Source organism: Pantoea sp. C2G6 (assembly GCF_051336815.1).
Lineage (GTDB): Bacteria > Pseudomonadota > Gammaproteobacteria > Enterobacterales > Enterobacteriaceae > Pantoea.
Genome location: NZ_JBGMNJ010000004.1, coordinates 181,297 through 206,188, shown reverse-complemented (window position 1 = coordinate 206,188; position 24,892 = coordinate 181,297). Strand labels below are relative to the sequence as shown.

Below are 24,892 nucleotides of genomic sequence, written 5' to 3'. Positions count from 1 at the left end.
CTGACAAATCACCGACTCTGGCCCAGGCTGAAAGGAGGCATAATCCACTTCTTCAGGAGATCGCAATGCAAGATGAAATGACGGGACAATGCCACTGTGGTGCAGTGGCATTCAGGGTGACGCTGAAAGACGGTTTTAACACGGTGCGTCGCTGCAACTGTTCGTTTTGCCGGATGCGCGGCGCGGTGGTGGTATTCGCTACTCAGGTTGAAGTGACCCAGGGCGAAGCGCAGCTGACAGAATATCGTTTTAACAGTAAGGCGGTGGGCCACTACTTCTGCTCAGTCTGCGGTATCTACACCTTTCATCAGAGCCGTTCGCAACCCGATCAGTTTGGGGTTAACGTCGCCTGCCTGGAGGGCATCTCCCCCTTCGATTTCCCCGATGTGCCAGTCTCTGATGGCATTAATCATCCCAAAGATGGCGGTGCCGGGGGTGTAGCCGGTCATCTGGTCTACACCCCAAGCCGATAAGCCCGCTACTCCCGGCTGGGTTTGCCGCTGAAGCGGGTAATTGGCTTCTGTTCTTCACGATCGATTTGCTGCGAGAAAACTTCCAGCGCAGCAAAGATCGGTCGCAGACCACGCCATAGCTCTTCATCATTCAGTAAGCGGATAATGCCGCGGATCCCTGGCGCGGCTTTATCTTTGTGGGCCTCATCGCGCTCTGGCTTCACCGCCATCGCCGCGTCACGCAGCGCCAGCAGCAGATGGTTAAACCGCTCCGGCGGCACGCTGCCCAGCGTCATCATCAGCAGTGAGAGGTTTTGTAACGCGCTCTGCGTTCCCGGCTGATTGAGGCCGGAAACCAGAATCTTACCCACCTCACTGTTGGACTTCACCAGGTCGTTGGCCAGCCGCAGAAAGCCATGCTGGTGGAGATTTTCAATCAGCTCATCCATCGCCTCTCTGGCGGTGGGTTCAGTCCGCGTGGGCGTGACCTGATATTTCATCCGTTCTGCCATTAGAATTTCTCCGGTTTTTCAACGTGTTCAGGCGGCTCACGATACCCCTCCTGCTGCCATTTCTGCTCAACCGGCAGATGGTCCAGCGGAGTACGGTTGCCATAGCGGAAGTTATGGCGCGGAATAGGGTCGGGCTGAGGCCGGCGGTCAACGCGCTTCATGTTGACGGCGATCTCTTTATAGGCAGGCGTATTCACGTCGGGATCGTGATGTTCCCCGGTCAGGGCATTGACGCCCTCTTTGCCGTGGTGGATCGGCATAAACAGCACGTTCCCGGCCACGCGATCGGTAATCACCACCGGCACATCCAGCGAACCGCGCCGTGAGGTGATCTGCACCCACTCCCCTTCGTTCAGCGCGCGCGTAGCGGCCAGCTCCGGTGAGATTTCAACAAAAGCGTTGGGCGACAGCGACATCATGCGCCCGCCCTGCCCGGTCTGGTTGGTTGACTGGAAATGTTCCAGCATCCGGCCATTGTTCAGCAGCAGGTTAAACTCTGCATCCTCCTGCTCCGCTGGCGGCTGCCAGCTCAGCGGATAGAGTCGCGCTTTGCCATCCGGGAAATTGAAGCGCTCGGTATAGAGCAGCGGCGTGCTTTTTCCGTCTGCGCTGACCGGCCAGAGCTGCGACTGCCAGCCGACCAGTTGCTCATAACTGACGCCAGCGAAGATTTCCGCGATGCCCGCCGCCTCAGCCATGATCGCGCCTGGATTAGGATAGCGCCACGGATGACCGAGTCGGGCCGCCAGATCGGTGAAGATTTGCCAGTCCGGGCGGCTATCTCCCAGCGGTGACATCGCCGGTGAAAAGTGCTGGATGCGTCGCTCAGTGTTGACGTAGGTTCCCTCTTTCTCAACGCTCGGGCAACCGGGCAGGACCACATCGGCGAACTCAGCGGTGCGGGTCATGAAAATATCCTGCACCACCATAAAATCCAGCCGGCTGAAGGCTTCATGCACTGAGGTGGAGTCCGCATCGGCAAAGGCGGTCTCCTCACCGGTGATATACATCGCGCGAATTTTGCCCTCATGGGCGTGCTGCACCATTTTAAAGTTATCCGCACCTGGCTTATCAGATAACGCTTCAGGTGACACACCCCAGGCGCGCGCCCATTTCTCCCGCACTGCCGTATCGCTGACTTTCTCATAGCCCGGATAGAGATTACTCAGGCAACCGAAATCACTCGCGCCCTGCACATTATTATGCCCGCGCATCGGATAGCCGCCGGTGCCGGGTCGGCCATAGTTGCCGGTGACCAGCAGCAGATTGGAGAGCGCCGTACTGGTGTCGGCACCGTGGCTATGCTGCGTGATCCCCATTGCCCACAAGATACAGGCGCTACCCGCCTGGCCGATCATCTCCGCGGCTTCGGTAAGTTGAGTTTCGCTCAGGCCGCAGATCTCACTGGCAAAGGCCAGCGTGAAGGGCGCGAGTGATGCGCGGTACTCCTCAACCTGATTCACCCGCTGCGCCAGGAAAACGTCATCGGCGTAACCCTGGTCGAACATATATTTCGCCATCGCCGAGGCCCAGACCAGGTCGGAGCCGGGACGGATACGCAGATAGCAGTCAGCCCGATCCGCCATCTCATGGCGGCGGGGATCAACAACCAGCAGTTTCTGCCCCTTGTGCTTGTGGCTCTGTTTGATGTGCGAGGCGATAACCGGATGGTTTTCACTGAGATTACTGCCCACAAGCACGATCAGATCCGTCTGTTGCAGATCCTCTATCGTCCCGGCATCGCCGCCATAACCCACCGTGCGGAAAAGCCCTTCTGTCGCCGGGTTCTGACAGTAGCGCGAGGAGTTATCGACGTTATTGGTGCCAAAGATAAGTCGGGCGATTTTCTGCGTCAGATAAGCTTCTTCATTACTTCCTTTGCTGGAGCCGATAAAGCCGATGGCGTCGCCGCCATATTGCCGGGCGACAGCCTGCAATCCGTCGGCTACGCGCTGCAACGCTTCATCCCAGCTGGCAGGCCGGAACCGGCCATTCTCGCGGATCAGGGGCGTGGTCAGGCGCTCCGGGCTGTTGACGAAATCCCAGCCAAATTTGCCTTTTACGCAGGTAGAGATGCCGTTTGCCGGTGCCTCGGCGACCGGCTGAACTTTCAAAATATGGCGATCGCGGGTCCAGATTTCAAAACTGCACCCCACTCCGCAGTAGGTACAGACGGTTTTAGTTCGTTTGATTTCAGCCTGGCGCAACGCGACATCAATTTTTGATACGCCGGTGATCGGCTCCATGCCGATGCTGTTTTCCAGCGTTTTCACAAAGTCGATCAGCGGACGTTTCAGCCCCTCATCCATCGCGGTGAACGGACCGGCGTCTGGCTGCATGGTTTTTTCCAGCAGCGCGTTACAGGGGCAGACCGTGACACAATGTCCGCAGCTGACGCAGCTGGAACCGGCGATTTCAGTGCCGCCGTCCCACAGGACGCGCGGATGCGCCTGGGTATAGTCAATCGACAGCGTTTCGTTGACCTCGACATTCTGACAGGCTTCGACGCAGCGGCCGCATAAAATGCACTGGTCAGGGTCGTAAGTATAAAAGGGGTTGGAGTGATCTTTCGCGTAAGGTTTGGGCTGATGCGGATAATACTGAATCGGGATGTGCATATCTGCCACGGCGTTATGCAGGGTACAGTCGCCGGTATTGTGTTCGCAGACGGTGCAGTAAAGCTCATGGCGGTTAAGCAGGCGATCCATCCCTTCCTGCTGCGCGGCCTTTAATTCCACGCCCTCGCTCTGCACCGACAAGCCTTCCTGCGTCCGCAGTGTGCACCCCCTGACCCGCTCCCCGTTGGCGTCAACCCAGCAGACATCGCAGCTTTGCAGAGGTTCTAACGCCGGGTGGTAGCAAACATGAGGTAACTTTTTTCCCTGTGCATCAAGAAAATCAATCAGGGGCTGATCGGCTAACCCTTTTAACCGCTCACCATTGTAAATAATGGTGCAGTAATTTTCGCTCATATAAGCCTCTTGAGGTGTATCCGGCTGAAAAATATCCCTGTTTCAAATAGGGTTGACACTTCAGCTTAGTGAGGATTAACAGCCCCGCCATCGATACCGCTACGCTTATCTGCGTTACTGATTGAATGTTAATATTTTTTTAAAATGTAATGACTTTTTACCGTGTGGAACAGCTGCCGCCTTTACACACGAGGTTCTGCTTACTGGCAACACGATTGCTCTGATAAGCGAACGGGAACGGAACGCTGGTAAGCAGCCCGTGAATTTTATTACGTAGCAAGTCCGCCGCTGTGGTTGAAGCGGAGTTGAAGAAAAATTAGTATGTTGTAACTATAAACAGGGACCTTAACGGCTTCGCACACCTGTTCTGTCCCTTTATCAATCAGCCCCAGGAACAGGCTTGCCATTAGCCAGCCCCACCCTCTGCCCCCTGATCAGAAGCATTCCGCGATGTACGATGGCACGGTTAAACCGCTAGCCCCGTTTATCCTCTACGAAACATCAAGGTAATGGTGAATTATAAATACCAGATTACTATTGATGATACGCCTGCCTTTACCCTGCACGAGCAAGCTGACGGCGGGTTTGATCAGGGCGACCATCCGCCTGAGGTCCGGTATCTGGTGGCGCCAGGCTGAACGGCGATCCGCCATCCTTTTATCCATCACGACAGACAGAGGGCAATACCATGAGCACATTCAAGACCATCGACGGCACGACCATCTACTTTAAAGACTGGGGCACCGGTAAGCCCGTATTGTTCAGCCACGGCTGGCCGCTGGATGCCGATATGTGGGATAGCCAGATGAATTTCCTGGCGGAGCGCGGCTATCGGGTCATCGCCTTTGATCGCCGTGGCTTTGGTCGCTCTGACCAGCCGTGGACCGGTAATGATTATGATACTTTTGCCTCTGACATCAACGATCTGATCACCCATCTGGATTTGCAGCAGGTGACGCTGGTCGGCTTCTCAATGGGCGGCGGCGATGTCACACGCTATATTGGCCGCTACGGCAGCGACCGGGTCGCCGCGCTGGTACTGCTGGGAGCCGTGACCCCCATCTTTGGGCAAACCGCCGACTATCCGCAGGGTGTGGAGATGTCTGTGTTCGAGGGCATTCGTGATGGCCTGCTGAAAGATCGCGCCCAGTTTATTAAAGAGTTTGCGACACCCTTTTATGGTCTTAATGCCGGACAGACAGTATCCGACGGCGTGCTGACCCAGACGCTGAATATCGCGCTACTGGCCTCGCTGAAAAGTACGGTGGATTGCGTCACCGCCTTCGCCGAAACCGATTTCCGGGCTGACGTGGCGAAAGTGAAGGTGCCGACGCTGGTGATCCACGGCAGTAACGACCAGGTGGTGCCGTTTGAGTCGACCGGTAAAGTGGCGGCGGAGATGATTGAGGGAGCGGAACTGAAGGTCTATGACAATGCGCCACACGGTTTTGCCGTGACGCATCAGGATCAGCTGAATCAGGATCTGCTGGCATTTCTCAGCGCGCACTAAGGCAAAAAACTGCGCGGCGTCTGCCGCGCAGTACTGATATTAACGGGTCGGATGATTCACTTCATTCGGCCGAAGGTCAAACAGCAGCACTTCCGCCCCTTCCCCGTGACTGAATGACAATGTTTTCTCATTACGGACACGCGCTCCGTCACCGGCATTAAATTGCAGGCCATTGACCCGGACACTGCCGCGCGCAACGTGAATATAGGCGTAGCGATTATCCGGCAGCGTGATCGTCTGCTGCTCGTCGCCCTGGAATAACCCGGCGTAAATACGGATGTCCTGACGCACCCGCAGCGCTCCGTTTTCGCCCTCAGGTGAAATAATCAGCCGCAGGTTGCCACGTTTATCCGCTTCACTCACCGAAACCTGCTGATAGCCCGGCGGGGTATTCTTTTCGGCGGGAACCACCCAGATTTGCAGGAAGTGCACCCCCTCGGTACCTGAGTGGTTAAACTCGCTGTGCGTTACCCCGCTACCGGCGCTCATCAGCTGCACATCACCGGGGACGATAACTGAACCGGTTCCCATTGAGTCTTTGTGCGCCAGCGCGCCTTCCAGCACATAGGAGATAATCTCCATGTTGCTATGAGGATGAGCGCCAAAACCGCGCCCTTTCGCCACCCGATCATCGTTGATGACCAGCAGGTCGGAAAAGCCAGCCTGCTTTGGGTCCCAGTAATTGGCGAAGGAGAAAGTGTGACGGGAATTCAGCCAGCCGTGATCGCCGACACCGCGTTGTTCTGACAATCTTTGCTCAATCATATTCTGCCCCTTAATCGACCTGGTGAAGTGCGGATGCCCTTCGATAGAGACAGCATATAAGTAAACCGGATCACCCAACAATGGCGCAGAAAAGCAATCAGTGTCACGATTTAGTGGACAATAACAGTGTGACTGTCGCGCGCACCCTCCTCCGCCATCATTGATACCAGGCGTTGCGGGTCAGGGGAGTGAGCAGGCAATCATCTCTGAAGCGACTCAGCTGCTGGCGTTAATCACCTGCGCTTTGCGGAACCGATAGCGCTCATAAAGCACCGAGTACAAACCGCCCAGCACCACCAGAATGGCTCCCATCACCGTCGTCGACTCCGGCAGGTTGCCGAGCAGCAGGTAGCCGACCGCCACCGACCAGATCAGGGTGGTGTAGTCGAACGGGGCGAGCAGCGAGGCTTCGGCGTAGCGCAGGCTCAGGGTCATCAGGATCTGGGTAATCCCACCCAGCAGTCCGCATCCCACCAGCAGCGCCAGCTCGGTCCCCTGCGGGACTTTCCAGCCGCCGATTATGGTTACCAGCGACGTTAAAGCAGTGGTGATGGCGAACCAGAATGCGATAGCTCCCGGCTTCTCTTTGCCGTTGAGAAAGCGAATCTGCACCAGCGCGCAGGCGGTGCAGAACGCCGCCATCAGCGCCAGCAGGATGCCCGCCGACGCGGAGAAAGAGAACTGTCGCGTCAGGGAGAGATGGCCAGAGAACATCACCAGAATGCCGCTGAAACCGGTGCAAACCGCCACCCAGCGGTGGTGACGTACTTTTTCCCGCAGCAGCAGCGCGGCCAGCAGCACGGTAAACAGCGGTGCGGCGTAGTTGATGGCGGTTGCGTCAGTCAGCGAGATATAGAGCAGCGACAGATAGCTGAAATAGAGCCCGCCGGTGCCGGCCAGCCCGCGCACGAAATGGCCGCGTATGTTGCGGGTGCGGATCCCCTCCAGCACGCTGCCCTGGAACCGTAGCCAGATCAGCAGCGGCACCAGTGCCAGCACCGACCGGAAAAATATCACTTCACCGACCGGGATCGCGCCATCCAGCGCTTTCACACACGCCAGCATCAGAGTGGAACTCAGCGCAGCCATGATTTTCATCGCTATGCCAGCAGAGGCATTCATAACGGCAGTACCTTCAGGTTGAGATCCAGAATAAGTAACAGAATCAGCGCTCAGGCGGCGCGAATATCCATAGTGGCATAATGGCGTGCCACGATGTACCGCGATTAAAGGAGCGGCGGCATTAAATTTTTTTTTGCCGCGCCATGACAGCATGATGCGTTCGCGGGCGCGGTGAGGGGCTTATCCGGGCTGCTTCTGTTCTTTAACCAACCGCAGCTGAGTGGATGTGAATCCCCGGCCTTACCCTCCTCTCTTTCACGCGGCCAGCCATCCGTTTAATCTCACCCCACTCTGCTGCTACACTCTGCCTGCTGCCCTGTGCTATGGGCGCTGTCTCTGAAGGAACGGGAGTCCTGATGTCCACCTTGCGTTTACTGTTATCTGAATCGAACGATCCCTGGTTTAATCTGGCGGTGGAAGAGTGCATTTTTCGTCAGATGCCTGCCACGCAGCGGGTGCTGTTTTTATGGCGTAACGCGGAAACGGTAGTTATCGGGCGGGCGCAGAACCCGTGGAAAGAGTGCAACACCCGGCGCATGGCGGAAGATGGCATCCGGCTGGCACGTCGCAGCAGTGGGGGTGGCGCGGTATTTCACGATCTCGGTAACTGCTGTTTTACTTTTATGGCGGGCAAACCGGAATATGATAAAAGCGTTTCGACGGCCATTATTCTGCGCGCTCTGGCGTCGCTTGGTGTGGTTGCCGAAGCGTCGGGACGCAATGATCTGGTAGTCCCGACCGCTGACGGAGCGCGTAAGATTTCGGGTTCGGCCTACCGGGAAACCCCGGATCGCGGCTTTCATCACGGCACGATTCTGCTCGATGCCGATCTGTCACGACTGGCAGATTACCTCAATCCCGATGCGAAAAAATTGCAGGCCAAAGGGATCACCTCGGTACGCGCCAGGGTGACCAATCTGGTGGAGCTAATCCCTGGCATCAGCTATCAGGCGATCTGCTCCGCCGTCACTGATGCCTTTTTCGAACACTTCAGTGCCCGGTGTGAGCCGGAATATATTTCGCCCGACGCCCTGCCCGATCTGCCCGGCTTTGAGCAGCAGTTTGCGCGACAGAGTAGCTGGGAATGGAATTTTGGCCAGGCCCCCGATTTCTCCCACCTGCTGGATCAGCGCTTTGCATGGGGCGGTGTAGAGATCCACTTTGACGTGGAGCGCGGACGGATCACCCGCTGTCAGATTTTCAGTGATAGCCTCAACCCGGCACCGCTGGAAGCGCTGGCGCAGCGGTTAAAGGGCATCGTTTATCGGCCGGATGCGCTGGAGGCAGTCATCACAACACTGGTCGCCGATTTTCCAGCACAAAGCGGGGAGATAACGGAGTTACAGCAGTGGCTGGTCGCCAGCGTGCGTTAATGCTCTCGCACGGTTAATTTGCCTGCATGAGAAAATATATAAGAGAGCGAGGCAGCAAATAAAATAACCGCGCAACTGGCCGCTAAATAATAAAAAGCAAAAAACCCGCACAGGGCGGGTTTTTATTAATTATCAATTTCAGGCTTATCTGCTCAGGTTATTACCGTCATCGCGATTGTAAGGCTGTTTGATAATCAGAATTTACAGCGGGCTGACGTTAGCTGCTGATGGGCCTTTAGCGCCGTTTTCAATAGTGAATTCGACCTGCTGACCTTCATCCAGGGTTTTATAATCGTTGCCCTGAATAGCAGAGAAATGTACGAATACATCTTTGCTGCCATCCTGAGGAGAGATAAAACCAAAACCTTTACCCGCGTCAAACCATTTTACTAAACCAGTCATTTTATTAGACATCGATACTTCCTTAATTTATGAGCCACTACGTGGCGAAGATGGCCTGTCTTTCAGAAGGTTACTTACCAGGCTTTTAGGAGAAGACTCACGAAGAAGGGGTATCTTTAGATATCGCTTGCACTGAGGACTGCTTTACTAAAACTGCTTTGATAAGGTCTGTGTTCCAAACCGATGACGCTATTAAGTCATGCCTGACTGACTTTAGCAAACATTATTTAAATTTAATTTTAACATCCAGACGTCCGGAGCGCCCTCACTGATTTTATTTATCTTTTTATTTCGCGCTTTAGCAAAATGCGCATTTTTACTGAAGCATCATAAAATAATAATGGCTGGCGCTGCGGTAAAAAGAAAAGCCAGGGTCATGCGCGGCAAAAATAAAGCGCAGCGATAAGCTCGTCAAAAAGAGCCTCTCGCTGCGCGATGGCACCGCTGTCAGGCCAGTTGTGCCTGCTGGCGGACGGCATGCCGCGCCGTGATAACAAACACCATCAAACCGGCGAGTCCCAGTGCCACACCCACCCAGGCGGTTGAGATCCAGCCATAGCCCAGCGACACCGTCAGGCCCCCAAAATAAGCGCCCATCGCATTGGCGATGTTCAGCGCCGAATGGTTCATCGCCGCCGCCAGAGTCTGCGACTCATTCGCCACATCCATCAGGCGGATCTGCAAGGCGGGCAACAGCACCGAGCAGGTGCCGATCAGGAAGGTGGCCAGCAGGCCGGTCGCCACATGCTGGACCAGCACCGGAAACGCCATCATCACCAGGACATTCCATAACAGCGTCCAGCCGATGATCTTCAGCACCGGACCATCAGCCAGTCGGCCACCAACCAGATTACCCACAATCATCCCCAGTCCGAAGGCCACCATCGCCCAGGGGATCAGCGCAGCAGACATGCCAGCAATATTAATCAGCGTAGGGGCGATGTAGCTGAAAATGGCAAACATCCCGCCAAACCCCACCGCGCCCACCAGCAGCGTCAGCATCACCTGTGAATTTTTCAGCGCGCCCAGTTCCCGTAACGGATGCGCATCCGCATCGCCGGGCGTATAAGGCACATAGCGACCAATCAGCAGGCAGGTCAGCACCCCTATCACACCGACAAAGGTAAAGACCACGTGCCAGCTGAACAGTTGCCCTATCCAGGAGCCCAGTGGCACCCCAATCAGCGTTGCTACCGTCAGCCCCAGCATCAGTGACGCCAGCGCCCGGCCGCGTCGTTCCGCCGACACCAGGGAGGCGGCAACCAGTGACGCCACCCCAAAATAGGCACCGTGTGGCAGGCCGGTCAGGAAACGCGCCACGATCAATCCGTGATAGCTCTCCGCCATCGCGCTGGCGACGTTACCCACGCTGAACAGCGCCATCAGGATCAGCAGCAGCGATTTACGCGCCATGCGCGCGGCCAGCACCGCGATAATCGGTGCGCCGACCACCACACCCAGTGCATAGCTGGCAATGGCATTCCCCGCCTGCGGTTCGGTGATCGCCAGAGAGAGTGAGACATCCGGCAGCAGCCCCATCATGATGAACTCACCGGTGCCAATGCCAAATCCGCCCAGCGCAAGTGCCAGCAGCGCCCAGCGCACCAGGCTGGCGTCACCGGCGTCACGGTTATTTTTTAACAACATAATTTCCCAATGGATTAAACAGTCAACAGAACCAGCCAGGCCGGATAACAATGATTTAACGCGCTAAAACAGCGGGCAGACTATAGGAAGGAAGCGGGAACATGGCAAGCTGGTTTGTGATCCAGCGCACATTTTTGAGCCTGGTATGGCAGGGTCAGAGCGGTCCGGGAAGTGATGAGCCGCCGTTATCCGGCGGCGAATGAAATCAGCGTGGGAACAGCGACGGCGCCCAGAGGCTGGGGTCGACCTCGGCAAACCGGGCACGCACGAAATGCGGTTTAAGTTTAAACGGAACGGTACAGTCAAAAATGGTTTTGGTGGTGGTGCCCTTGTCGCTGATGCGGGGATCATAGAAAGGCTGCTGTGAGGGATCGAGTACATGTCCGGCCACGCCAGGCACAAACAGCGTATCCAGATCCCCGACAAAGCGGGTCTGCATCGCCCACATCACGTCATTGGTATCAAACAGATCGACATCTTCATCCACCAGGATGACATTCTTCAGTTCACGGTAGACCGCCAGAGCAATCAGCGCCGCCTGACGGGTCATCCCGTCGTCACCCGCGTTGCGTTTTTTCACCTGCAATACCGCCAGAAATTTACCGCCGCCCGCACTGTGGGCATAAACATTTTTCACCAGACCAGGCAGTGCCTCTTCACACTGCAAATAGATGCTGGCCTCAGTCGGGATACCGGCCAGACTGACATGCTCTTCACCCGGCCCGACCAGCGTCTGCAAAATCGGGTTATGGCGGGTGGTAATCGCCTTCACCTTAATCACCGGCAGTGACGGATTGGCGTCGCCGGTGTAACCCGGAAATTCCGGCATCGCTTTGCCGCTGTGACTATGCTGATCTTCCGCGACCCGCACACCCGGCAGGATCTCCCCTTCTATCACAATCTCCGCCCTGGCGATGGCGCGCTGTTTAATGGTCAGGCAGTTCACCAGCTCGACCGGACGCCCGCGCAGACCGCCCGCCACACAGAGTTCATTAAAGCCAAACGGCGTGGTCGGGGCTTCAAACCCGGCACCGATGGTAATCGCCGGATCGAGGCCCATATTGATCGACACCGGCAGAGGTTTGCCCGCGGCTTCAGCTTTTTGCCGGAAGGCGTCAATGTGGCGGCCAGGGGCGAAGAAAATCGACATCTCATCCCTGCCCTGCACGCACAACCGATGAATGGTGACGTCGGCATTGTCAGCGTCGTCCGGGTCGCTGCCCAGTACCAGACCAAGACAAAAGTAAGGCCCGGCGTCCTCAAGCGTATTGGTCGGGGCGGGCAGGATTTTGCGCAGATCAAAATCGGGATCTTCTGCGCGATAGACCACCTGCTGGCAGGGTGCCTCGCTCTGCGCCACCAGTACCGGCGGGGTAACATTTTTTCGCGCCTGCGCCATCTGGATCCCCAGTTCACGCACCGGCGCACCCAGCAGCGCGCTGACCCGTTCGCGGCTGGCCATCAGCCCCACCAGCACCCGCGACGCGGGAAAACCTTTGATCTTATTAAAGGTCATTGCCGGGCCGATACGGGTCGGACGCATTACCGTGCCACCGGCACCAATGTAGCGGTAGACGCCCGCCAGCTCAGCTATCGGGTCCACTTCCCGATCGGTTTCAATATAGTGGCCTGGCAGGGTTTGCAGCAGGGCTATCGCCGAGCGCAGATCGTTAACCGGCGGCACCTGCCAGCCCTGCGGATGTTCCTCTCCCGGTTTCAGTTCGCGATAACTTTCCGGCCGTTTTTGCACCATGACTTCCTCCTTATCAGGCTTTCGCCCAGCGTTTCAGATGCGGTAGCCGTACACCTTTGCGGTGACAACGCGCAACAGAACAACATATACCGGTCAGTCTGAGGTGAGTATTGATCTCACCCCGGCAACCGGCATCATCAGGAAGGGAGTGACAGCGTCAGGCCAGCCCCCGGCCCGGCTGGCGGGACGGGTAAAGATTCAGGCAGCAAAGGTAAAGAGTGATGTCGGAATCAGCGAACAGCGTCGCCTGAGCAGCTAGTGCGAATCGGTACTGACCCGCCGTCCAATATCTTTCAGCTGAGAATATTTCTCCAGCAGCTGAGGACCATCATCGAGGCTCATGGCAAACATCCACATATAGGTCATCACCGAGTAGATATGTCCCGCATCGGTTCCGCCCCGGCCGGTCATCATGGCGATGGTCATCGCAAACAGCAGCGCCGCCATCGTGCCGATCGCCAGATAACCGCACGCCTCGCGATCAGAAAGCCGAATCCGTAACCCGGCCAGCACGCCGTAGTGGCGTCCTAACGATGCACTATTCGCACTGCTGACAAACTGCACCTCCTTCTCCAGCCGGTTATTCAGACGACCAAAAAGTGCGTCGTTTTTGCGGGTAAACCCCGGCAGAAAACAGGCGAAGAACAGCAGGATCGCCAGACAGGCCGCGCCGGTCCAGAACTCAATCGCCAGCAGCATCACCGCCGCGCCGGTCATGGAGGCCAGCGAGGTGATCAGCACCGGCAGATGCATCTCAAAGAAGTCGACAAACTCCCGCGACAGGGTCACGCGCGCAGCAATCGTCGAAGCGTTATGGTTTTCCCGGCGCTGTGCCACAATCACCGGCACCGCCAGTTCAGCATAAATGCGGGCAAAGGTACGGGTGTCGACGCTACGCCGCGCCGCGCCAATCGCCCACATGGTAAACACCATCACCGCGTAGAGCACCGCATGCCAGCGCTGCCCGGCGACAATAGCATTGATGGCAAAACCCGCCAGCAGCGGATAAAGCAGGTACATAACATTTTCAGCCACCACCAGCAGCAGCGTCAGGAACAGCTTGCGGCTATGGCGACGGCCGAGCATTTTTAATGTCACAATGGCGCTGCGCGGGGCCGCAACCGGCAGGATCGTTTTTGGGGAATGCATAATTTCTGTTTCTGCTAAGATAAACTTGAGCGGTTGCTCAAGTACGAAAAGCAGTCTATTTGAGCAGTTGCTCAAAGTCAATGTGAGAGTCAGGATGAAAGAGTCAGCAGAAGCGTTAAGAACAAAAATTCTGGATGCCGCGATAGCGTTGTTTATCAGCAAAGGGATTGAGAAAGTCACCACCCGCGAGTTAACCGAATCGGTGGGGATCTCGCGCAGCCATATTTATCACTATTTCAGTAACTGGCAGGCGCTCTGTCTGGCGGCGCTGGAGCGCTTTATGCAGCTCGATTTCACCCACTTCGCTGAAACGCTTGCGCCGCTGACGCCGCATCAGCGCCTGACGACCCTGTTTGCCAGCCATCTGCCAGGCGCACCCGACGCCAGCTGGCAGCTCTATGCCTCTTTCTGGCAGATGGCGGGCCATAACGAGGCGTACGCGGCGCTGGCTGAAACCATGACCGCCCGGTGGCAGACGCTGGTGGAGGAGATAATCCGTGACGGCGTCACTGACGGTTCTTTACGGGCCTGTGACATCCCGCGTACTGCCCGGCAGCTGAGCGCCATGCTGAATGGCTATGCCGATCTGCTGACCATCAACCCTTCGGATGAGAAAGTTGAGGAAGCGATGGCCGACCTGAATCATTTTATCGATCAGTTTCTGGCATAACGTCTGAAGGTAATTCTAAAGGAGTTAACCGAAGCGTATTTTAATTAAATGTTAATAAAAGGTTTATTAAATTACCAGGAATGCTTTTTTTTGCCGCTATTAATGCCGATCGTTCAGCTAATCGCACTTATGCTTTTTCTCTCTGAGAAGGCGCGGTTCTGATAGCCGATTTGCCCCGAAACAGCTGTTTACATAGATTATTATCGCCAGCTTAATCGACTTCAGACCGGGTAAGCTGGTGTTTTTACGCCATTTATTAAGCCCAGCCGCAAGCAGGCGTCCCGATATACATGGTCACTAAGCCATCAACCTGTTGATTCCTATAACAAAGAATTCAGAAATCCCGGTTAAAATTAATCATTGAGTCGGACCTTAAAAACCCCTATATTGGCCGCGCTTTTGGCACTGCCATTACCTTTTTAATTCATTTATTCAACCGCGACGTTACACACGCCCCGGTTGTAGGAGAGATATGATGACGGATAAAGTCCGTATTGATAGTTTGAATGCACAGACCTTAAACGCAACCAATGAAAGCTATTTGGCCCGTCAGGCTGAATTTGAATCAAACGTTCGAAGTTATCCTCGCAAATTGCCATTCGCGATTGCGAAAGCTCAGGGTGTCTGGATCACCGACGTCGAGAACAATCAGTACCTTGACTGTCTTGCTGGTGCCGGAACGCTGGCATTGGGCCATAACCATCCAGACGTTCTGCAAAGCATTCAACATGTCATTACCAGCGGCTTGCCGTTACATACTCTTGATTTAACCACGCCGTTAAAAGATGAGTTCTCTGAGTACCTGCTCTCGTTATTACCGGGCCAGGGCAAAGAGTATTGCCTGCAATTCACCGGTCCGTCGGGCGCAGATGCCGTTGAAGCGGCGCTGAAGCTGGCGAAAAAACACACCGGCCGCGCGGGCGTGATCAGCTTCTCTGGTGGCTACCACGGCATGACGCACGGCGCGCTGTCTGTGACCGGCAACCTGTCACCAAAAGAAGCGGTTGACGGCATGATGCCGGAAGTCCAGTTCATGCCTTACCCGCACCTCTACCGCTGCCCGCTGGGCATTGGCGGCGAAGCGGGCGTGAAAGCGCTGACCTACTACTTCGAAAACCTGATCAACGACGTTGAGAGCGGCGTGCGCAAACCGGCGGCGGTGATTCTGGAAGCGGTTCAGGGTGAAGGCGGCGTTAACCCGGCTCCGGTTGAGTGGTTACAGCGCATCCGTAAAGTGACTCAGGAACATGGCATTCTGCTGATCCTGGATGAAGTGCAGGCGGGCTTTGCCCGGACCGGTAAATTCTTCGCCTTTGAACACGCCGGCATTGAGCCAGACATCATCGTGATGTCGAAAGCGGTGGGCGGTGGTCTGCCACTGGCGGTACTGGGCATCAAAAAAGAGTTCGACGCCTGGTCTCCGGGCCATCACACCGGCACCTTCCGCGGCAACCAGCTGGCTATGGCGACCGGCCTGACCACGCTGCGTCTGCTGAAAGAGAACAACATCGCCGATAAAGTCGCCGCACAGGGCGAATGGCTGAAGGGCAAGCTGGGCGAACTGCAACAGCGTTATCCGGTGATCGGTAACGTGCGTGGCCTGGGCCTGATGATCGGTATCGAGATGGTTAAACCTGACGAAGCCGCCGATCATATGGGCAGCTTCCCGGCAGACGGCGAGCTCTCTGCGCTGGTGCAGAAAAAATGTTTTGAGAACGGCCTGATTCTGGAGCGTGGCGGACGTCACGGCAGCGTATTGCGTCTGCTGCCTTCCCTGCTGATCACCAACGCAGAACTGGACGTGTTTATGGATAAATTTGAAAACGCCCTGCTGTCCGCTGGCGTGAAACCAGTTTGAGTGGAGTGAAAGCAATGTCCCGGTTAAACCCGATTCTGGCGGCCTCCGCGCAGAGCACCGAGGCCTACCAGCAGGCGATTGCCCAGAGCAGCGCGGCGGTCGTTAAGTGGCTGGAACAACCTGAGATGTATCAGGGAAAAACCGTCGCGGAACTGCGCGAGCGTATCACGCTGGACTTCAATCCTGAGGGCCTGGGCAACCAGGCCGCGATTGAACGCGCCATTGAATATTTCCTGAAAGACAGCCTGTCGGTGCACCATCCGCAATGTGTGGCGCACCTGCACTGCCCGAGCCTGGTGATCAGCCAGGCGGCGGAAGTGCTGATCAACGCCACCAACCAGAGCATGGATTCCTGGGATCAGGCGCCGTCGGCCACCCTGATTGAGATGAAGCTGATTGAGTGGCTGCGGACCCAGGTCGGTTATCAGCCTGGCGATGCGGGCGTCTTCACCAGCGGCGGCACCCAGAGCAATCTGATGGGCCTGATGCTGGCGCGTGACGCCTGGTTTGCCCGTCAGGGACATTCGGTACAGCAGGATGGCTTAACCGGCGATCTGAAGAAGATTAAAGTCTTCTGCTCGGAAAACGCACACTTCTCAGTGCAGAAGAACATGGCGCTGCTGGGTCTGGGTTATCAGTCAGTGACCCAGGTGAAAACCGATCGCTTTGCCCGCATGGATATGGACGACCTGCGCCACAAGCTGGCAGCGGCTAAAGCCAACGGTGAAAACATTCTGGCGATTGTTGCCACCGCGGGAACCACCGATGCCGGTGCGATCGATCCGCTGCGTGAGATTGCGTCCCTGGCAGCAGAAGAGAACATCTGGGTGCACGTCGATGCGGCCTGGGGCGGCGCGCTGCTGCTCTCAGAGAAGTACCGTGACTATCTGGATGGCATTGAGCTGGTGGACTCCATCACCCTGGACTTCCACAAGCAGTTCTTCCAGACCATCAGCTGTGGCGCATTCCTGCTGAAGGAAGCGCGTCACTATGAGCTGATGCGCTACCAGGCGGCTTATCTCAACTCAGAGTTTGATGAAGCGCAGGGCGTGCCGAATCTGGTGTCGAAATCGCTTCAGACTACCCGTCGTTTTGATGCGCTGAAACTCTGGATGGGTCTGGAAGCGCTGGGTCAGAAGCAGTATGCCGCGATCATCGATCACGGTGTCACTCTGGCGCAGCAGGTGGCGCAGTACGTTGAAGAGCAGGCCGCGCTGGAACTGGTGATGACACCACAGCTGGCCAGCGTGCTGTTCCGCTATCGTCCGGCGAATCTGGCGCACTTCACTGCCGCTGAGATTGGGCTGCTGAACCAGCGCATCGGTGATGCGCTGCTGGAGTCGGGTCGCGCTAACGTCGGCGTAACCGAGCACGATGGCGTCACCTGCCTGAAGATGACCCTGCTGAACCCGACGGTGACGCTGGAAGACATCAAAGTGTTGCTGACGCTGGTGGAAACCACGGCGCAACAGCTGGTGTAACCCCACCGCTCTGAAGCCTCTGATAAAAAACCAGCCGATCGGCTGGTTTTTTTTATGCCTGCACAGTGACGGTGCGATCGCTCGCCTTCCTCAGCGGGACGGCGGCTCATCCAGCAGCCGCAGGTGGTCATCCCGGTTCAGCGTCATCAGGGCGACAATGCTGACCAGCGCTGTCGCCATCACATACCAGGCGGGGATGTCAGGATTGCCGGTCTGTTTAATCAGGCCGGTGATGATCAAACCGGCGCAGCCGGAAAAGACCGCGTTGGAGAGCGAATAAGCCAGACCCAGACCGGTGTAACGCACCTGGGTCGGAAACATCTCCGCCAGCATCGCCGGCCCCGGTCCGGCCAGCAGGCCGACAAGTCCGCCCGCGATAAACACCACCAGCGCCTTCAGCAGCAGCCCGGCGCTCTCCGCCTGTAGCACCTTGAGCAGCGGCAGCGCGAGCAGCAGCAGTAACACCGCCGCTGACACCATCACCGCCCGACGCCCCACCTTATCGCTCAGCCAGCCTGCCGGAATAATGGTGGCCGCGAAGCCGAGATTGGATATGACCGCAATCAGCAGCGCCTGGTTAAAACCGGTATGCAGTGAAGCCTGGAGGTAGGTCGGCATAATCACCAGATAGGTGTAGCCCGCCGCTGACCAGACCATCAGGCGGCAGATGCCGAGCAGAATGGTCTTCAGCGTCTCGCGCAGGCTGGCATTAACCCGGACCGCCTGGGGTTGCGTCTGCTGCTGAATAAACGCCGGGGTCTCCTCCATCTGCACCCGCAGCCAGAGCGCCAGCATACCCAGCGGCAGCGCAACAAAGAACGGGATACGCCAGCCCCAGCTCAGCATCTGTTCCGGGCTCAGCAGCTGCGACAGCAGGGCCACGATGCCCGCGCCCGCCAGCAGCCCCAGCGCCACGGTAAAGGATTGCCAGGCACCGTAGATGCCCCGTTTGCCGCGCGGGGCGAACTCGGTCATCAGCGACACAGCGCCGCCATATTCACCGCCGGCGAACAGCCCCTGCAAAATACGCAGCCCGGTGACGATCAACGGCGCGAACACTCCCAGCGTGGCGTAGGTCGGCACCAGGCCAATCGCGGCGGTCGCCAGCGTCATCATGATCAGCACAAAAATCAGGGTTGGCTTGCGGCCGATGCGATCGCCCATCCGCCCAAAAATGATCGCGCCGAGCGGACGAAAGAAGAAGGCGATGGCGAAAGAGGCATAGGTGAGCAGAATCCCGGTCAGCGCCGACTCCCCCTCAAGCTGGAAGAAATTCCGGGCAATCACGGTGGCGAGAAAGCCATAGACCGCAAACTCATACCACTCAATGAAATTGCCGACCGAACCGGCAATCAGGGCACGTTTACGGCTGGCAGCGCTGAGCAGACTATCGCGGGGTGCAGACATGGCGCAGGGTCCTGTTTATCGCTTCATCAGATGTTTATGATTAGCACAATCACCGACCCTCTGCGCAGGCTTCTGCCCGGCACGTTAACTCAGACAGTTATTAAGACCTTTTTCGTCCCCGGCCCTTGCACATCAGCCTGGCGATCGTCAGGATGTGCGGCAGTAAATAAACAGGCGGAACGATGATGAACGCGCAACACTCAAAAGATCCTCTGCATGGCGTCACGCTGGAGATGCAGATAAACCATTTAGTCGCCCGGTATGGCTGGTCTGAGCTGGGTAAACGGATCAACATTAACTGCTTTAAAAGCGATCCCAGCGTTAAGTCGAGCCTGAAGTTTTTGCGGCGCACGCCCTGGGCGCGGGCGGAAGTGGAAGCGCTTTATCTGGCCTCGCTGACAGCGAAACCGGAGAGTCGTGAAGCGCCGGATGCCCTGCCGGATGACGATCCCTGGGGAAACTGGCGCGGTAACACGCCGGAATAAACGGGTTCAGCACTGTAAAAAAACAAAGCCCGCGTCGGTTAACCGGCGCGGGCTTTTGCACATCAGGTCGCGATTACAGCGCCATGTCGTGCTGGGCTGACGGTTTATCCGCCTGCGCCGCCGGCGCCGGCGCCGCTTTGCCATCCATGTTAATTACCGGTGGCTTAGTCAGTTGCAGGGTTGCCGCAGTTTCGTCCCAGACCTGTTGCAGCATCGGAACGTTGTCATTCAGCTTCTGGCCATAGCCTGGGATCATTTTATGGATCTTCGCCTGCCATTCTGCTGACTTGAACTCTTCCGGGAACAGCTTCTGCATCACGCTTAACGCGATTGGTGCCGCCGTTGACGCGCCTGGAGAAGCACCCAGCAGCGCAGCCACGGTTTTCTGCTGATCGGTCACGATTTCGGTACCCAGTTTCAGCACGCCACCTTTATCCGCATCTTTCTTGATGATCTGAACGCGCTGACCAGCCTGAATCAGTTTCCAGTCCTCTTTCTTCGCGTCCGGGTAGTACTCTTTCAGCGATTCAAAGCGATCTTCATCAGTCAGCATCACCTGTCCGATCAGGTATTTCACCAGATCGAAGTTGTCCATACCTACGTCGGCCATTGGCACAACGTTGTGTGTGGTGGTGGTGCTCAGCAGGTCAAACAGCGAACCGTTTTTCAGGAATTTGGTGGAGAAGGTCGCGAACGGTCCAAACAGCACGACACGTTTGCCATCCAGATAACGGGTATCCAGATGCGGAACTGACATTGGTGGTGCACCGGTTGACGCCTGACCGTAGACTTTCGCCAGGTGACGATTGGCGATAGCGCTGTTCTCTGTCACCAGGAAGGAGCCACCCACCGGGAAGCCCGCGTAGTTGTCCGCTTCCGGGATACCGGTTTTTTGCAGTAACTTCAGCGCGCCGCCGCCTGCGCCGATAAAGACATATTTCGCGTCAACCGCACGTTCGTTGCCGTTTTTGGCATCTTTGATAGTGACGTGCCAGGAGTTGTCGCCGTTACGTTTGAAATCGGTCACTTCAGAAGAGGTTTCCAGACGGAAATTCTCATTTTTCTTCAGGCTGCCGATCAGCTGACGGGTAATTTCACCGTAGTTAACGTCGGTGCCGACAGGCGTCCAGGTCGCGGCCACTTTCTGCTGGGGATCACGGCCTTCCATGACCAGCGGTGCCCACTGCGCGATCTGCTGATGATCGGTGGAGAATTTCATGCCCTGGAACAGCGCCGTTTTCTGCAACGCCGCATAGCGTTTAGTCAGGAAATCAACGTTGTCGCCCCAGACAAAGCTCATGTGTGGCGTAGAGTTGATAAAGGTGCGGGGATCGTGCATGACGCCCTCTTTAACCTGTGCGCTCCAGAACTGGCGTGACACCATAAAGGCTTCGTTAATTTCCAGCGCTTTTGCGACATCAATCGAGCCATCTTTACGCTCAGGCGTATAGTTCAGCTCCATGTTGGCGGAGTGACCGGTACCGGCGTTGTTCCAGCCGTTGGAGGATTCCAGCGCCACCCCATCCAGCTTCTCAACCATGATCTGTTTCCAGCCAGGCTGAAGCTCTTCCAGCATGGTGCCCATCGAGGCGCTCATGATGCCACCGCCAATTAACAGGACATCCGTTTTTTCTGGTGAAGTTTCAGCGTGAAGCGCTGAAGAAACTAACAATGCCGCGAGGGAAAGTGAAGGAATAACTTTGGATGATTTCATCATTTTATAATTTACAGCTCAGACGGTACTGGTTAAAAAAAGTCCTCAAAGTTTAAAATAATGTTATTTATGAGTTAATGCTAAAATAGTTATAAAATTAAAAATAGCAATTTTTCCTTAATTTAATTACAAAAGGCATACTAAAATGATCAGATATTTTAACCACACAGTAAGGGGGGAAGATGAATTATACAATCCCCTAACGCAAATATTCCTGTTGCGGCATTTCCCGCATTTCAGGCAGCCGAACTGTACTGAGGCAGCGAGTTAGCGTATGTTTCCCGGCGATCTCCTCTTCGTGCTGAACGCCCATGACAAGCCAATCACAGAACCGATACGCCGTGAATAAACGACCAATGAAACTCAGTACGCTCACCACCCTGATGATGACCGCGGTTATTTTCACGGTGCTGGTGGCAGTTCATTTACTCTATTTTGTGCAGATCGATAACTTCGCTCAGTCACATCTTAAAGATAAAGCGATGGCCGTGGCCCGCACCCTGGCGGACAGTCCCGAAGTACAACGCGGGCTGCTGTCACCGGATCAGAGCGGCCAGATCCAGCCTTTGGCTGAAGCCGCGCGCCAGCGAAATGGCCTGCTGTTTGTGGTGGTGACCGATATGCGCGGCATACGTTTATCACACCCCAATCCCGAGGTGATTGGTAAACATTTTGTCGGCAATGACATCTACCCCGCACTGAGCGGCCGGGAGAACGTCGCGGTTAATCACGGTGTGCTGGTCGAGGCGCTGCGGGTGTTTACCCCGGTCTATAACGCGCAGCATCAGCAGATTGGCGTGGTGGCGATTGGCATCGCGCTGAATGATGTGGCGGCGCAGATCGCCAAAAGCCGCTGGAATATTGTCTGGACCGGCTTATTTGGCGGGCTGGTGGGCTTACTCGGTATTCTTATTCTGGTCAGACGGTTGAAAACCATTTTGCTGGGGCTGGAGCCACATGAAATTTCCAGCCTGTTTGAACAGCGCCAGGCGATTCTGAACTCGATTAAAGAAGGCGTGATTGCGGTCGATGATCATTCGCGCGTCAGCCTGATTAACCAGGCAGCGCAGCAGCTGCTGCATGAGACCACCCGAAAGATGCCGTTAACCGGCGATCATCTGCCTGAAGAGAGCGTGATGCATCGTCATCAGCAGGATGCGCTCTACGGCGGTAAAGCCTGGTATGATGAGGAGCTGAATCTTGGTGATCGCATTCTGATCAGCAACACCGTACCGGTGCGCAGTCGTGACCGCATTATCGGCGCAGTGACCACCTTCAGGGACAAAACCGAAATCAGCCAGCTGATGCAGCGTCTGGACGGCATGGTAAACTATGTGGATGCGTTACGGGAACGCTCGCATGAGTTTATGAACAAGCTGCATGTGATCCTGGGCCTGCTGCATATGAAAAATTATGCGCAGATGGAAGAGTACATACTCAAAACCGCCAACGCCTACCAGACCGAAATCGGTTCGCTGGTGCAGAAGATCAAATCACCGATCATTGCCGGTTTCCTGCTGAGTAAAATGAATCGGGTGACGGATGAGGGCCATCAGCTGATCCTCGATGAAGCCAGCTATCTGCCCGACTGCGGCAGTGAACAGCAGAGCGCGGTGCTGATTACCGTGCTGGGCAACTTAATTGAAAATGCCCTTGAGGCGCTGGACCCGGAAACCGAAGGGGAAATCCACCTGATGCTGCACTATCAGAACGGCTGGCTGGCCTGCGAAGTGAGTGATGACGGACCGGGCATTGACGGCGAGCAGTTAAGCGCCATTTTTGAGCGCGGCGTCTCGTCGAAGGGAGACGATCGCGGTGTCGGGCTGTTTCTGGTGAAGCAGCAGACGGAAAGCCTGGGCGGTAACGTCAGCGTCGAGTCAGAACCGGGCGTGTTTACCCAATTCTTAGTACAGATTCCCTGGGAGAGAGGAATGATTACCCAATGATCAATGTGTTAGTTGTTGATGACGATGCCATGGTAGCCGAGCTGAATCGCTGCTATATCGGTCAGATCCAGGGCTTCATCTGCTGCGGCACCGCGTCAACCTTACAGCAGGCGAAAGAGCTGCTGGCGCAGGCTGAACCGCAGGTTGACCTGATCCTGCTGGATATTTATATGCAGCAGGAGAACGGTCTCGATCTGTTACCGGAGCTGCGCAGTGCCGGACGCCCGGTGGATGTGATTATAATCTCCTCCGCCGCCGACGCCGCCACCATCAAAACCTCGCTCAACTATGGCGTGGTCGATTATCTGATCAAACCCTTCCAGTTTGCCCGCTTCGAAGAGGCGCTGACCGGCTGGCGGCAGAAAAAGTCGCTGATGGACAACCAGCAGTTCTATCAGCAGTCGGACGTCGATCAGCTGCTGCATGGCAATCCGCCGGGCGCCAGTGAGCAGAAGCGGCTGCCGAAAGGCCTGACGCCTCAGACGCTGAGGACGCTCTGCCTGTGGATCGATGCCCACCCCGGCACCGAGTTCTCCACCGATGAGCTGGCGACAGAGGTCAATATCTCACGTGTCTCCTGCCGCAAATATCTGATCTGGCTGGCACAGATTAATATTCTGTTTACCAGCATCCATTATGGCGTTACCGGACGACCGGTTTACCGCTATCGCTTACAGCCGGAATATCACACCCTGCTCAGGCAGTATTGTCAGTGATCAACCGGTAATCGGGGTCGAGGAGCTGAAAAGAAAAGTGACGTTGTGACGAGCAGATCACCTGCCGGTCACGGGTCACGAAGATCGCTTCAATACCCGGTTTATCCGCCAGGCAGGCGATGCCCTGTTCAACACCTAAGCCGTACAGCAGCGTGGTGTAGATGTCACCATCCAGTGAACGCTCAGCGATCACGGTGACACTGAGCAGCGCGTTATCCAGCGGATAGCCGGTGCGTGGGTCGAGAATATGGTGATAGCAGACCCCGTCCAGCTCGAAGTAGCGCTCGTAGATCCCGGAGGTCACCACCGAGCGGTTATTCACCCCGATAACGCCGATCAGTTCATCAGCCTGGCCAAAGGGTTTTTTCAGACCAATTGCCCAGCCCGCCTCTTCCGGTGGCGCACCCAGCGTCTGGACGTTGCCGCCCAGATTGATCAGCGCGCGACTCACCTGCTGCTGGCGTAAAAACGCCTGCACGCAGTCGGCGATGTAGCCTTTAGCGATGGCTCCCAGATCGATCTCCATCCCCGCGCGGGCCAGCATCACGCTGTTGGTGGCGGCATCCAGCCTCACCTCTCGCGGATCGATTAAGGCCAGCCGTGCCGCAAGCGCCGACGCAGAGGGCACAGCGTGCCCCTGAAAACCAATCTTCCAGCACTTCACCAGCGGACCGATAGCCAGGTTGAACAGGCTATCGGGCAGCAGGCTCACCTCGTGCGCACAGGCGATCAGATCGAACACCGGCTGGCTCACCACCACCGGATGCTGCCCCGCCGCGTGATTAATTGCCATCACTTCAGATTCGGCGCGATTGACGGTGAACAGGTTCTCCTGCTGTTTGATCAGGCGAAACACCTGGCGGGCCAGATTTTCATCGTGGTCGAAGAGTTTGAGCAGAATGGGCGAACCCATTAAAACGGCGGAGTAAGCATAGACACGCGCATCGGTTGACATAGG

21 protein-coding genes are annotated in these 24,892 nt (G+C 56.3%); 10 read left to right on the top strand and 11 right to left on the bottom strand.

Going from position 1 to position 24,892, the window contains the following annotated elements; all coding sequences use genetic code 11:
• Positions 1-65: 65 nt before the first annotated feature.
• Positions 66-473, top strand: a complete 408-nt coding sequence (locus tag ACCW71_RS08340; RefSeq protein WP_436370716.1) for a GFA family protein — start codon at positions 66-68, stop codon at positions 471-473.
• A gap of 5 nt (positions 474-478) precedes the next feature.
• Here ACCW71_RS08340 and ACCW71_RS08335 read toward each other — a convergent pair whose 3' ends face one another.
• Together ACCW71_RS08335 and fdhF are read right to left on the bottom strand one after the other, a co-directional pair.
• On the bottom strand, positions 479-964 hold the full coding sequence (locus tag ACCW71_RS08335) for a DUF1641 domain-containing protein (protein ID WP_436370715.1): 486 nt from the start codon (positions 962-964) through the stop codon (positions 479-481).
• Entirely contained in the window at positions 964-3,936 is a 2,973-nt protein-coding gene (fdhF, locus tag ACCW71_RS08330) for a formate dehydrogenase subunit alpha (RefSeq protein WP_436370714.1), read from the bottom strand. Before fdhF ends, ACCW71_RS08335 begins: the two co-directional genes overlap by 1 nt.
• A 509-nt stretch (positions 3,937-4,445) precedes the next feature.
• Between fdhF and ACCW71_RS08325 the strand changes: the two genes are divergently transcribed.
• Together ACCW71_RS08325 and ACCW71_RS08320 are read left to right on the top strand one after the other, a co-directional pair.
• Positions 4,446-4,574, top strand: a complete 129-nt coding sequence (locus ACCW71_RS08325; RefSeq protein ID WP_436370713.1) for a hypothetical protein — start codon at positions 4,446-4,448, stop codon at positions 4,572-4,574.
• A gap of 50 nt (positions 4,575-4,624) precedes the next feature.
• Positions 4,625-5,446 carry an alpha/beta fold hydrolase gene (locus ACCW71_RS08320; protein ID WP_436370712.1) on the top strand — a complete coding sequence of 274 codons (822 nt, stop codon included), beginning with the start codon at positions 4,625-4,627 and terminating at the stop codon, positions 5,444-5,446.
• Positions 5,447-5,485: 39 nt separating this feature from the next.
• On the opposite strand, the gene ACCW71_RS08315 is transcribed toward ACCW71_RS08320, so the two are convergent.
• Both ACCW71_RS08315 and ACCW71_RS08310 read right to left on the bottom strand, forming a co-directional pair.
• Positions 5,486-6,211, bottom strand: coding sequence for a pirin family protein (locus ACCW71_RS08315; RefSeq protein ID WP_436370711.1), 726 nt, complete (start codon positions 6,209-6,211; stop codon positions 5,486-5,488).
• Positions 6,212-6,427: 216 nt separating this feature from the next.
• Positions 6,428-7,333: a DMT family transporter gene (locus tag ACCW71_RS08310; protein WP_436370710.1), complete on the bottom strand. Its 906-nt coding sequence runs from the start codon at positions 7,331-7,333 to the stop codon at positions 6,428-6,430.
• 356 nt (positions 7,334-7,689) lie between these two features.
• Here ACCW71_RS08310 and ACCW71_RS08305 point away from each other — a divergent pair, with 356 nt between their 5' ends.
• Positions 7,690-8,706: a lipoate--protein ligase A gene (locus ACCW71_RS08305; protein WP_436370709.1), complete on the top strand. Its 1,017-nt coding sequence runs from the start codon at positions 7,690-7,692 to the stop codon at positions 8,704-8,706.
• Between the two features lie 201 nt (positions 8,707-8,907).
• Here ACCW71_RS08305 and cspE read toward each other — a convergent pair whose 3' ends face one another.
• The 4 genes from cspE to ACCW71_RS08285 form a co-directional block, all read right to left on the bottom strand.
• On the bottom strand, positions 8,908-9,120 hold the full coding sequence (cspE, locus tag ACCW71_RS08300; RefSeq protein ID WP_031374430.1) for a transcription antiterminator/RNA stability regulator CspE: 213 nt from the start codon (positions 9,118-9,120) through the stop codon (positions 8,908-8,910).
• 435 nt (positions 9,121-9,555) lie between these two features.
• Entirely contained in the window at positions 9,556-10,755 is a 1,200-nt protein-coding gene (locus ACCW71_RS08295) for an MFS transporter (RefSeq protein WP_436370708.1), read from the bottom strand.
• Positions 10,756-10,960: 205 nt separating this feature from the next.
• Complete coding sequence (locus ACCW71_RS08290; RefSeq protein ID WP_436370707.1) at positions 10,961-12,508, bottom strand: UbiD family decarboxylase; 1,548 nt, start codon at positions 12,506-12,508, stop codon at positions 10,961-10,963.
• A gap of 255 nt (positions 12,509-12,763) precedes the next feature.
• Complete coding sequence (locus tag ACCW71_RS08285; RefSeq protein ID WP_436370706.1) at positions 12,764-13,657, bottom strand: ABC transporter six-transmembrane domain-containing protein; 894 nt, start codon at positions 13,655-13,657, stop codon at positions 12,764-12,766.
• A gap of 94 nt (positions 13,658-13,751) precedes the next feature.
• Between ACCW71_RS08285 and ACCW71_RS08280 the strand changes: the two genes are divergently transcribed.
• From ACCW71_RS08280 to ACCW71_RS08270, 3 genes are all read left to right on the top strand, one after another.
• Positions 13,752-14,327, top strand: coding sequence for a TetR/AcrR family transcriptional regulator (locus ACCW71_RS08280; protein WP_436370705.1), 576 nt, complete (start codon positions 13,752-13,754; stop codon positions 14,325-14,327).
• Positions 14,328-14,799: 472 nt separating this feature from the next.
• A complete protein-coding gene (locus ACCW71_RS08275) occupies positions 14,800-16,185 on the top strand; it encodes a diaminobutyrate--2-oxoglutarate transaminase (protein WP_436370704.1) in 1,386 nt (461 codons plus the stop codon).
• A gap of 14 nt (positions 16,186-16,199) precedes the next feature.
• Positions 16,200-17,666 (top strand): pyridoxal phosphate-dependent decarboxylase family protein, encoded by a 1,467-nt coding sequence (locus ACCW71_RS08270; protein WP_436370703.1) that lies wholly within the window; start codon positions 16,200-16,202, stop codon positions 17,664-17,666.
• Positions 17,667-17,756: 90 nt separating this feature from the next.
• Here the strand turns inward: ACCW71_RS08270 and ACCW71_RS08265 are convergent, their stop codons facing one another.
• Entirely contained in the window at positions 17,757-19,073 is a 1,317-nt protein-coding gene (locus ACCW71_RS08265) for an MFS transporter (protein ID WP_436370702.1), read from the bottom strand.
• A gap of 185 nt (positions 19,074-19,258) precedes the next feature.
• Between ACCW71_RS08265 and ACCW71_RS08260 the strand changes: the two genes are divergently transcribed.
• Positions 19,259-19,558: a VF530 family DNA-binding protein gene (locus ACCW71_RS08260; RefSeq protein WP_436370794.1), complete on the top strand. Its 300-nt coding sequence runs from the start codon at positions 19,259-19,261 to the stop codon at positions 19,556-19,558.
• Between the two features lie 73 nt (positions 19,559-19,631).
• On the opposite strand, the gene mqo is transcribed toward ACCW71_RS08260, so the two are convergent.
• Positions 19,632-21,275: a malate dehydrogenase (quinone) gene (gene mqo / locus ACCW71_RS08255; protein WP_436370701.1), complete on the bottom strand. Its 1,644-nt coding sequence runs from the start codon at positions 21,273-21,275 to the stop codon at positions 19,632-19,634.
• Positions 21,276-21,583: 308 nt separating this feature from the next.
• On the opposite strand from mqo, the gene ACCW71_RS08250 reads away from it, so the two are divergent.
• The gene (locus ACCW71_RS08250; RefSeq protein ID WP_436370700.1) at positions 21,584-23,218 is read left to right on the top strand and encodes a sensor histidine kinase; all 1,635 of its coding nucleotides are present in this window, start codon (positions 21,584-21,586) and stop codon (positions 23,216-23,218) included.
• Complete coding sequence (dcuR, locus tag ACCW71_RS08245) at positions 23,215-23,934, top strand: two-component system response regulator DcuR (RefSeq protein WP_436370699.1); 720 nt, start codon at positions 23,215-23,217, stop codon at positions 23,932-23,934. Before ACCW71_RS08250 ends, dcuR begins: the two co-directional genes overlap by 4 nt.
• On the opposite strand, the gene ACCW71_RS08240 is transcribed toward dcuR, so the two are convergent.
• The gene (locus ACCW71_RS08240) at positions 23,915-24,889 is read right to left on the bottom strand and encodes an FAD:protein FMN transferase (RefSeq protein ID WP_436370698.1); all 975 of its coding nucleotides are present in this window, start codon (positions 24,887-24,889) and stop codon (positions 23,915-23,917) included. The two genes, dcuR and ACCW71_RS08240, sit on opposite strands and share 20 nt — an antisense overlap.
• Between the last annotated feature and the right edge of the window lie 3 nt (positions 24,890-24,892).